Annotated in this window: 9 protein-coding genes; 6 read left to right on the top strand and 3 right to left on the bottom strand. The window is 71.2% G+C overall.

The features are described from left to right. Window positions 1-760 precede the first annotated feature (760 nt). From ACFWA7_RS01545 to ACFWA7_RS01535, 3 genes are all read left to right on the top strand, one after another. A complete protein-coding gene (locus ACFWA7_RS01545) occupies window positions 761-1,087 on the top strand; it encodes a hypothetical protein (protein ID WP_385543112.1) in 327 nt (108 codons plus the stop codon). Between the two features lie 70 nt (window positions 1,088-1,157). Continuing rightward, on the top strand, window positions 1,158-1,772 hold the full coding sequence (locus ACFWA7_RS01540; protein ID WP_385820162.1) for a sigma-70 family RNA polymerase sigma factor: 615 nt from the start codon (window positions 1,158-1,160) through the stop codon (window positions 1,770-1,772). Then, window positions 1,769-2,110 carry a hypothetical protein gene (locus ACFWA7_RS01535; protein ID WP_385820160.1) on the top strand — a complete coding sequence of 114 codons (342 nt, stop codon included), beginning with the start codon at window positions 1,769-1,771 and terminating at the stop codon, window positions 2,108-2,110. Before ACFWA7_RS01540 ends, ACFWA7_RS01535 begins: the two co-directional genes overlap by 4 nt. 213 nt (window positions 2,111-2,323) lie before the next feature. Here ACFWA7_RS01535 and ACFWA7_RS01530 read toward each other — a convergent pair whose 3' ends face one another. Next, window positions 2,324-3,151, bottom strand: a complete 828-nt coding sequence (locus ACFWA7_RS01530) for a dienelactone hydrolase family protein (RefSeq protein WP_385820158.1) — start codon at window positions 3,149-3,151, stop codon at window positions 2,324-2,326. Between the two features lie 96 nt (window positions 3,152-3,247). Between ACFWA7_RS01530 and ACFWA7_RS01525 the strand changes: the two genes are divergently transcribed. After that, window positions 3,248-4,219: a GlxA family transcriptional regulator gene (locus ACFWA7_RS01525; RefSeq protein WP_385543122.1), complete on the top strand. Its 972-nt coding sequence runs from the start codon at window positions 3,248-3,250 to the stop codon at window positions 4,217-4,219. Window positions 4,220-4,223: 4 nt separating this feature from the next. Here the strand turns inward: ACFWA7_RS01525 and ACFWA7_RS01520 are convergent, their stop codons facing one another. Both ACFWA7_RS01520 and ACFWA7_RS01515 read right to left on the bottom strand, forming a co-directional pair. Further along, the gene (locus ACFWA7_RS01520) at window positions 4,224-5,495 is read right to left on the bottom strand and encodes an MFS transporter (protein WP_385820156.1); all 1,272 of its coding nucleotides are present in this window, start codon (window positions 5,493-5,495) and stop codon (window positions 4,224-4,226) included. 32 nt (window positions 5,496-5,527) lie between these two features. Next, window positions 5,528-6,121, bottom strand: coding sequence for an ArsR/SmtB family transcription factor (locus ACFWA7_RS01515; protein ID WP_385543128.1), 594 nt, complete (start codon window positions 6,119-6,121; stop codon window positions 5,528-5,530). Window positions 6,122-6,311: 190 nt separating this feature from the next. Here ACFWA7_RS01515 and leuE point away from each other — a divergent pair, with 190 nt between their 5' ends. Together leuE and ACFWA7_RS01505 are read left to right on the top strand one after the other, a co-directional pair. Next, the gene (gene leuE / locus ACFWA7_RS01510; protein ID WP_385820154.1) at window positions 6,312-6,974 is read left to right on the top strand and encodes a leucine efflux protein LeuE; all 663 of its coding nucleotides are present in this window, start codon (window positions 6,312-6,314) and stop codon (window positions 6,972-6,974) included. 79 nt (window positions 6,975-7,053) lie between these two features. Then, the gene (locus ACFWA7_RS01505) at window positions 7,054-7,842 is read left to right on the top strand and encodes an HAD family acid phosphatase (protein WP_385820152.1); all 789 of its coding nucleotides are present in this window, start codon (window positions 7,054-7,056) and stop codon (window positions 7,840-7,842) included. Window positions 7,843-7,898 lie beyond the last annotated feature (56 nt).

The raw sequence follows: 7,898 nt of genomic DNA, 5'->3' as shown, positions 1-7,898 counted from the left end.
CCCTCTGGGGGGCGGCGGCTTATGTTTTGTATATCCGACCCCCCCGCTGGGGGTTGCCCCTATGCCGGGTGGGGTGGCGGGCCGTCGAGCGGCCCGCCACGCTCGCCATGGCCGGTCAGGGTGTCTGCTTCGACACCTCCAGGCCGGCTGTGGGCTTGTCGACCTTGCCACCGGCCGGCCCGCGGCGCTCGAATCGTTGCCGGTGACCGGGTCCTCGGTCGCCGACGACACCGTTGCCGTGTTGGGGATGCCGGAACCGTCACCCGTGTACGTGGCGGCTAGCTTCACCTTGAACACCCAGGTCACCGACGCACCGGGCGCCAGTACGGCCTGCGGGCCTCAGATGACGGCCGAGCAGGGCCGCACTGACGGCGACGGCGCGGCCCAGCGGGATTGCCACCACCCGGCACGGCCAACGCTGAGCTCCTGCACGACGTCCGGGGAAGCGTCCCATCGGGGAACTGCCCTTCGCCTCGCGCGCTGCGAACCGGCACCGTTCCCCGCATGGGAACACGGCATACGAATGAGTGCAGGCCCGCGCGATCCGCCCGGCCACGAGCCCCCCGCAGCCCGCACGGCGCACCGCCACGTCCAGGACGGTTTCCCGGCCCCGACGCCCCCTCGGGAAGCCGACGGGCAGACAGCGGTGAAGTTTCTCGGATGTGGTCGCAACCTCCGGCGAAGTCGCACGTCTGGTGGGGTGAAGGCGCCCTTCAGCTGATGTACCAGACCACGTTTCTCACTTCCTCGGGAGATTGCCATGTCATCGCACACCAAGCGGAACCACCGTGCCCGTCCCCGGGTCCTGGGCGCCGTCACCGGAGTCGCGCTGCTGCTGGGCGGCGGCTTCGCCGCGCAGGCCGTCGCCGACTCCGGTGCCACGCCGGCCCCCGCCGCGCCGAAGGTCGCCACGACCGGGGACACCACCCCGCGGGCGGCGTCGCAGCCCGGCGTCTCGAAGGCCGCCGGTACACCGAAGGTCACTGAGGCGGGCAAGCCGGCCGCCGCGGCCAAGCCCGGCGCCGCGTCCGCCCCGGCCGAGAACGCTCCCCGGGTGATCCAGCCGGGCAGCGGAGTCCGGAAGTAGCAGCAGCGCACCATGAAGCGGGCCGGCCTTTCCGCAGGCCGGCCCGCTCCTCCGTAACGGATCGAGGCCCATGCAGTACGCCATACCCGCAGCACTGCCCTGGTGGCCCCGGCTGCTCGCCCGTATGTCCCGGACCGAGGACGTCCCCGCACGCCGGCACGGTCTGCGGGCAGTCGGCACACCGTACGGCTGCGAGCCGCCGCCCACGCTCACCGAGCTGTACCGGGCGCGGCGGCTCGACATGGTGCGGCTCGCGCTCTTCCTGGTGGACGATCTGTACACCGCCGAGGACGTCGTCCAGGACGCCTTCGCCGCCCTCTGCCGCAGATACGGCACCTCGCTGGACGGGCTCGACGACCCCTCGTCCTATCTGCACACCGCCGTGGTCAACGCGGCCCGCTCCGTGCTGCGCAGACGTCGCACCGCCCGCGCCTACACCCCGCCCCACCAGGGGTACGGACCGCCCGTCGACGAGGGGCTGCTACTCGCCGAAGAACACCGTCAAGTTCTCGACGCCATGGCGGAGTTGACGCAGCGTCAGCGCGAGGTGCTGGTGCTGCGCTACTGGTCGGAGCTGACCGAGGCGCAGATCGCCCACACGCTCGGCCTGTCGCGGGGCACGGTGAAGTCCACCGCGAGCCGCGCGCTGGGCGTCCTGGAGAAGAAGCTGGAGGCGGGCCGATGAAGCCGCTTGCCGAAGACCGCCGGTCCGCGGCCGAGGACCGGGTGCGCGCCGCGCTGGCCGCCCGCGCGTCGCTCGTCACCCACCACGACCTGAGCCACGAGGCGCCCCCGCAGGGGCGCAGTTGGGGAGTACGACGGGTGCGCGGGGTCGCCTTCGCGGCTCTCGGCGTGGCTGCCACCGTGGTGGCCGTGTGCCTGCTGGTGCTGCCCGGCGGCCCGCTGGCCCCGGCTCCGGCGCCGCCCGCCCACGCGCCGGGCATCAGCGAACGACCGCCGTCCACGCCTACGGACCCGGTGGCCCCCTCCGTCGCGGACCCCCGGGTGATCACCCGGCCATAAAGTACGTCCTTATCGCCCCGACTCACGTGCCGTCAGCCTGTGCACGGGACCTTGGCGAAGCCGGGCAGCGCGAACCAGGTGGGCAGCGCGCGGCGCACCTGCGGCGGCCCCTCCGCGAGAGCTGCCCGGCCCGGACCCGCACCCCCGTGGCGCGTCCGGGCCGGGCGGTATCGGGGAATTCCCGTAACCGCTTCGCCACGACTTACCCCGGCGTCACGAGGTGTGTCGGCCCAGCCGGTCGGTCAGGAATGCGAGGATCTCGTCCCTGGCCTTCAGGGTGGGGTGTCCGTCCTCGTCCACGAGGTGGGCGGTGACCACGCTGTGGGGGGACCCGACCACGTCGGCGAAGAACGGCGGCGGGGTGGCGTTCGCGGAACTGCCGGTAAGTACGCGGCCGTCGAAGGCGTCGCCCAGGAGCCTGCGGTAGGCGGCGAAGCGCTGACCGGTGCACCAGCGGTCGTCGTCGAAGCGGTAGGCGAGAACCTTCAGCCCGTCGCGCTCGATGCGGTCGCGGACCGCACGCGCGTCCTCGTCGCTGATCTCGATTCCGGCGGGATCGTCCAGCGGCAGGGACGGGTGGTTGACCACGGGCGCGATGACGGCCGGCTCAAGTGCCATGGTGAGGGCGAAGTTGCCGGTGAAGCACAGCCCGATCGCACCGACTCCTGGACCGCCGCATTCGGTGTGGGCCTGGCGCGCGAGCCCGCGCAGCCATGCGGTGACGGGGCTGGTGCCGCCCCCGACGAACGCACGGAACTCGGCGCTGACGCACGCGCGGCGGACGACCTCGCTACCGCCCTCGGCCGTGGGGTAGGCGCCGTCGGTCCCGAAGAGGGAGGGGACGTAGACGGTGAAGCCCGCATCCCGTACCCACCGCGCCAGCCGAAGGACGTCGGGGCTGATGCCGGGCATCTCCGGCATCAGCACGACGGCCGGCCCGGTACCCGCGACGTACACCGTCTTGACCGTCCCGTCCACGTCCACGAGCCGGCGGGAGAAATCCGTAATGGCGTCGTCACGACGTCCGTTGGCAGCGCTCATGGGGACATCGTGTCCTCATACCGTCGCACACCATGAGGGGCCAGATCGCCATGCACGAGGGTAATCTCGCCAAGGACCGACAGCGAGGAGGCGAGCGTGAGCGCATTGCGCGTGGGTGTCCTGGCCTATCCGGGCTGCTTCGCGTCCGAGGTGTTCGGCGTGCCCGATCTCCTGACCATGGCCACGCACGTCGCCGGTCCGGACCACGCGGGATACGAGGTGTCGATCGTCTCGCCCCGCCGTCGCGTCGCCGCGTCGGGCGGCGCGGCCCTGGCCGTCTCGCCCCTGCGCGAGGTCGACGTCCTTGTCGTACCCGGGTTCGAGCTGCTGCCGGGCCTGGACATGGACGCCGAGCTCGCCCTCCTCGCCCCCGAGATCGCGGCGATCCGCTCACACACCGCCGCGGGCAACGCCGTGGTGTCGATCTGTGTCGGCGCGTTCCTGCTCGCCGAGGCGGGGCTCCTCGACCGGCGCCGGGCCACGACGTCATGGCTCTTCGCGGACGAACTGGCCCGACGCTGTCCGGACGCCGATGTCCGGCCCCACCATCTGGTCGTCACCGACGAGGGGGTGACGACGACGGCTGCCTTCAGCGCGATGTACGACTTCGCGCTGGAACTGATCCGCCGGCACAGCGGCGCGGACGTGGCACGGACGACCGCGCGGGTCGCGCTCGTCGACGACGCGCGATCGTCCCAGACCCCCTACGTCGACGCGCGGCTGCTTCCACGGCCCGGCAACGAGTTCTCCCACCGCGTGATGCGACGCCTCGACCAGACCCTTGCCGCCCGATACGACCTCACCGCACTGTCGGACACCTTCAACGTCAGCACCCGCACGCTGCTGCGGCGCTTCGCCGACGAGACCGGCCAGAGTCCGCTTGAGTATCTGCAGTCATCACGCGTCCGCCGCGCCCGTCACCTGCTGGAGACCACGGACCGGACCGTCGCCGGCATCTCCACCGCGGTCGGCTACCAGGACTCCGCGACCTTCGCCGCCCTCTTCGCCAAACACACCGGACGCCGCCCGAGGGACTACCGCGCGACCTTCCGGCGCATCGCCCCCTGACTACCTACGTGGTGAGGCCTGCCCGCTGACGCGGAAGTTCGGCACGCCGTACCGCGCCCGAGGCCAGGGCGACGACCGCGCCCAGACTGGCGAAGGTGCCGCAGCCGACGAACACCGGGGCCGCGCCCCAGGCTCCGATGGCGGCGCCGACCAGCGGGTAGCTGAGGGGCGCGAGCCCGACCATGGTGACCATGACGACGGACGTGACCCTGCCCAGATAGGCGGGGTCCGCCGCGGTCTGTATCAGCGCGTTGTCCAGGCTGCCGAAGACGCCCGCGCTCAGCCCGATGACCCCGGCCGGCACCACCGCCATCCACAGGGTCGGCACCAGCGCGATGGCGGCCGCTCCCGCGCAGCCCACGAGCAGGGTTCCGGCCAGCGTCAGGCCCGCGCGGGGCAGCCAGCCTGCGACGGCGAGCAGCGCGGCGCTGGCCGCCGCGCCCGCGCCGAAGCTGCTGACGATCCAGCCGTAGCCGGAAGGCCCCCAGCCGCGCTCGGCGTTGAGGAGCACCATGCCGACGTTGAGGGTGCCGGTCAGGCCCAGCTCGCACAGGGCGCCGGCGGCGACGAGTGGACCGATGAGGCGGTGGCGGCGGATGTAGCGCAGACCGTCGAGCAAGTCCTCGCGTGCGGTGCCGAGTTCGGACCGCTCCTCGCGACGCGACCCGAGGGGCCGCATCCGGACCGCCAGCAGGAGCGGCAGGGACAGCGCGAAGAGCAGGCCCGCGACGGCGAAGGCGGCCACCACGCCTCCGAGCCCCATCGCCAGCCCGGCGATCGGCGGGCCCGTGACCTGGCTGAGCCGCATCGACAGCGAGCGCATGCCGGTGACCCGGGCCAGTTGCTCGGGGCTGGTGATCCGTGGCGGGAGGGCCCCGATCGCGGGTACGAACAGTGCGTCCACGGCACCGAAGACGAGCGCCACCGCGACCAGGATCCACAGGGCCGGCGCGGACAGGGCGATGCAGGCGGCCACCGCCAGGATGAGGAGACAGCGCAGCGCGTCGCTGCCGAGAATGACCCGGCGGGGGTCGAACCGGTCGGCCACCACGCCTCCGCCGAGCATGAGTACCGCCCGCGGCAGTGCCCCGGCGGCCATGACGAGGCCGACTTCGGTGGGGCCTGCGGCTTTCTGGGCGGACCAGCCGAGGGCGACGAAGTACACGCTGTCGCCCATGAGGGAGGCGGTGTACGCGGCGAGCCAGCGCAGCACGTTGCCGTCGCGGTGGGCCGGCGCGGTGGCGCTTTCGGGCAGGGCTGTGGCTACGGTTGCCATGGCGGGCTCCGGTGAGTGAAGGTGCGGCTGGGTCAGGGCCGGAACGGGAAGCCGTAGAGGTGCACGGACACGTGTTCGCGGCCCTCGGTGTCGTCGGCCGCCTTGGCGGCTTTGCCCCGGTCCCGCCAGCGCCGGGCCACTGCTTCGAGCTCGTCGTTCATCCCGGCGAGTTCGGCCGGGGTCAGATCGACCAGCCACTCGGAGCTGAAGGCCGCGTCGGTCCACGCCTTGCCCCAGGCGGCCGTCTGGTCGAGATACGCACGGTACTGGGCGACGCGGGTGTCGAACATGCCGCGGGTCAGCGCGCCCACGGCGGCCGCCCCTTCGGGTGTGTCCGCGAAGTCCGAGTCGCGAAAGCCCCAGCCCTCCTCGGAGGCCACCTGCCACCACCGCTCCCGGCCGTCGGCGCTGCGGCCGCTCGCCTCGGTCACGAAGCCGTGCTCGGCCAGTTTGCGCAGGTGGTAACTGACCAACGAAGGCGCCTGGTCGACCTGCTCGCCGAGCTGGGAGGCGGTCGCGGCGCCCGCGGCGTACAGCAGCCGGTAGAGCTGCATGCGCAGCGGGTTGGTGAACGCCTTCAACCGGGACAGGTCGGTGATCTGCTCGGGCTCACGCTTCGGTCGCATGCACCGACCCTAAGCGTGAAAGATAACTTGCGCAATAAGTCTTTCAGAACTCGCCCGAGCCCTCCGTGGCGGGCATGCCGGACCCTCCGCCGGTTGCGCAGGCGTGCGCGACCTGGCCACGCGAGGGAACCCGTGCCGCATCGTGAAACACACGGGCCCCATCTCGCACCTTTGTGCGACACTCCCCCGCATGCTGGGTGTAACCGATCTTCCGACATACCTCGTGGGCCTGGTGCTGATCATTTTGGCGCCGGGGCCCAACTCCTTGTACGTGCTGTCCGTCGCAGCCCGGCGCGGCGTGCGGACGGGGTATATCGCCGCGGCAGGGGTGTGGACCGGGGACACGGTGCTGATGACGCTCTCGGCGCTCGGCGCGGCATCGCTGCTCCAGACGACGCCGCTGCTGTTCGACGTCGTCAAGTACGCCGGTGCCGGATATCTCTGCTGGATGGCGATCGGCATGCTGCGCCAGGCCCTCGGCATGTGGCGCAACCGCCACACCGCGACCGGCCCCGAAGCGGCCGACGGCCTCCAGCAGGAGGCCACCACCGCCGAACGGCCCTACCGGCGCGCGCTGATGCTCAGCCTCTTCAACCCGAAGGCGATCCTGTTCCTGATCTCCTTCTTCGTACAGTTCGTGGATCCGGGGTACGCCTATCCGGCGCTGTCGTTCCTGGTGCTCGGCACGCTGCTCCAACTGGCGAGCTTCCTCTACCTGTCCACGCTGATATTCAGCGGCACCCGGCTGGCCGCCGCCTTCCGCCGCCGCAAGCGGCTGTCCGCGGGCGCGACCTCGGCGGCAGGCGTCCTCTTCCTCGGCTTCGCCGCGAAGCTGTCGCTCAGCGGGGTGTGATCACTCTTGCACCGCCTCGCGGTAAAAAGTTGATCAAACACCCTGGCGGGGCGGTGTGTGATGCGCGTAGATCTTGCCCATGCGCACTGTCACCAAAACCGCAGCAACTGTCGCCGCCCTCGCCGTCACCGGCGCCGCCTTCTACGGCGCCGGCGCGGCCACCGCAGGGAACACGACACCGAAGAGCGACAAGGAGATCCCCAACATCACCAAGGTCGAGGAGAAGATCAACGCCTATTACGGCGGGGCTCCCGACTCCACCGGGGCCTACCAGGCCTCCCCGACCAGCAACTACGCCAAGCAGGTCGCCACGATCGAGGCGCGCGCGAAGCGCCAGATATCGCATGCCGCCGAGCGCCCGGGGCGGGACGGCCGGAAGCCCGCCATCGTCCTCGACGTCGACGACACGACGCTGCTGACCTACGACTACGAGAAGAAGAACGGCTTCGCGTACAACGCCACCGCCTTCAACACGTACGTCCAGAGTGCGCAGTCCATAGCCGTGTTCGGCATGCCCGACCTGGTCAACTACGCAGCGAAGAAGGGCGTCACGGTCTTCTTCCTCACCGGCCGCGACGCCTCACAGCGCGACGCGAGCGCCACCAACCTCACCAAGGCGGGCTACGCCGTCCCGGTCGACAGCACGCACTTCTTCCTCAAGGACAAGGTCAACCCGCCGGCCTACCTGAGCTGCGGCAAGCCCACCTGGACGTGCTCCACGGTCGACTACAAGGCAGGCACCCGCAAGCACATCGAAAGCCTCGGCTACCGCATCGTCGCCAACCTCGGCGACCAGTACACCGACCTCGCGGGCGGCCACGCCGACAAGACGTACAAGGTCCCCAACCCGATGTACTTCCTGCCGTAACCAGACCGGCCGGGGCGCACGGAACCACACCGCGCACCCCGGCCGGGCCGGGCAAC

It is taken from the genome of Streptomyces sp. NPDC059994, from assembly GCF_042737755.1.
In the GTDB taxonomy this organism is placed as follows: Bacteria; Actinomycetota; Actinomycetes; order Streptomycetales; family Streptomycetaceae; genus Streptomyces.
The sequence above is the reverse complement of the archived record's forward strand: the minus strand, read 5'-3'. Positions and strand labels throughout refer to the sequence as shown.